The organism is bacterium (assembly GCA_024224155.1).
GTDB lineage: Bacteria > Acidobacteriota > Thermoanaerobaculia > Multivoradales > JAHEKO01 > CALZIK01.
Window position 1 is genome coordinate 1 of the sequence record JAAENP010000270.1, and the last position, 1,940, is coordinate 1,940.

General features: G+C 66.4%; 1 protein-coding gene. It reads right to left on the reverse strand.

Annotated features, from left to right (window positions below; translation table 11 throughout):
• Positions 1–147 precede the first annotated feature (147 nt).
• Positions 148–1,872 (reverse strand): IS1634 family transposase, encoded by a 1,725-nt coding sequence (locus GY769_14235; protein MCP4203076.1) that lies wholly within the window; start codon positions 1,870–1,872, stop codon positions 148–150.
• Positions 1,873–1,940: the final 68 nt, after the last annotated feature.

Genomic DNA, 1,940 nt, shown 5'->3' on the forward strand with positions numbered 1-1,940 from the left:
CCTGGATCTGGATCCGGTCCGAGGGGCCGACCGAAACCGAAGCGCCCGATGCGACCGTCTGCGCGATGCCGTTGATAACTAGGCTGAACTTGGCCCCATAAAGAGCGTAAGCGATTCGAAACGTGAGCAGAATTTTCTGCTCACTGACTACAGGGCTTGTTTGGAGCCGATGAGGTCGAGTGCGCGCTGTTGTGTAGGCGTGGGCTTAGCGAGGATCTCCATGGTTTGCTTTTTGCCGAAGCGAACTGTGTTCTTGGTGAGACAAGCGAGGTCAGCGAGGAGCGAGCGAAAGCTGTGGACCGGTAGGTCGTCGTCGGTTCGTTTGGTCTTCGCCTTGCGTTTGGCGGCCTCGGAAGGCTCGGCCTTTGCGACGGGTGAGGCGCGCTGGGCTTCGGCACTGGCCTTGTCGTGATCGTCGAACAGGATCGGGGCCAAGCGTGATCGCATGTGCCATTCGAGGTAATAGGCGAGCATGCAGAGGAAGACATGGGCGCGCACGCGCGGGCCCACCCAGTGGAACACGGGCCGGACCTCGAGATCGACGGTCTTGAGGCATCGGAACGCGCGCTCGACCAGGGCGAGGCTCTTGTATGCCCGCACGGTGGCTTCGGCATCGAGGGCCTCCTTGGACAGGCTGGTGCGCAGGACGTAGAAGCCGTCGAGCGCGGCCTCGGCGTCGATCGAGGCCTGGTCGCGGTGGAAGCTGAGATCGTCGTCGGTGATGGTGGTCTGGAAATGCTTGGCTACCTTGGAGCGGGCGCACAGGGCGCCGAGCGCCTTGCCGATCTCGGCGGCGCCCCTGAGTGGCTGTCGCTTGCGCCTGACCCGGGCCTGCAGGCGGGTGAGCGCGCGCTCGGCGTCGTCGAGCAGCTCGGCGCGCTTGCGGGTTCGCTGCTCGGCCAGCGCCGGGTTCTTGCAGACGATGAGGCGCTCGCCGGGAAAGTCGGGGCTGGTGATCTCGGCCATGTCGAGCTGGTCGAACAGGGACAGCTGGAGCGGGCCATCCTCGGCGGCGAGCTTACGGATCGCAGGCGCGCGCAGCGCGGTCACCCAATCGAAGCCGGCCGGGCGCAGCTCGTCCTCGATGCGGGCGCTGGTGATCATCCCGCGGTCGCCGACCAGAACCACGTGGCGCAGCCGGAAGCGGCCCTTGAGCTTGGCAATCTGGTCACCGAGCGTGCTCGGGTCGCTGCGATTGCCCTCGAACACCTCGACGGCGATCGGGCAGCCCTCGGCGCTGCACAGCAGGCCGATGACGATCTGCAGCTTGTCGCGCCGGTGGTCGCGGGAGTAGCCGTAGCGGGCCAGTTCGCAGCAGCGGCCCTCCAGATAGGTCGAGGTCAGGTCGTAGAGCACCAGGGTGCCCTCGCTCAGGTGGCGGCGCGCCAGGGTGGTCTCGATGCGCGGCTGCGCCGCGCCCAGCCAGTCGAGGCTCCGATAGAGCTCCTTGACGCCGACCCGGCCGAGCCCGAGCGTGGCACCCAGCGAGTGATGCGCGGTCTTCTCGTCAAGCGCCCGTGCCGTGGCCAGCTTGGCGGCCGGCTCCAGCAGCCGGGCGACGATCAACGCCAGGGCTAGCTGGCGGCGACGCTCCGGGCCACGCGGCAGCAAAGCCTCGAGGCCGATGTGGCGGGCCGTCTCCAGCGCCGCCTGGACATGACCGTGCGGCAACGCCCGGATGATCTCCAAGCCTTTGCCGGCGGGCACCAGTGGCTCGCCGCGCAGCACCGCGCGCAACAGCTCGACCCGGTCGCTGGGCCAGTCGGTCAGGTTCTTGAGGGTGCGGTTCTTGACCTTGTCGCCCTCGCGGTAGCTCTCCCGCAGCAGGATAGCGGGCCGTGAGTTCCGGTTCGGCACCTTGGCAACGTACATGCGCAAACAGAATCGAAGAAACCCACCAGTGTCAACCCCAATATCTTACAATACATGACTACATAAAA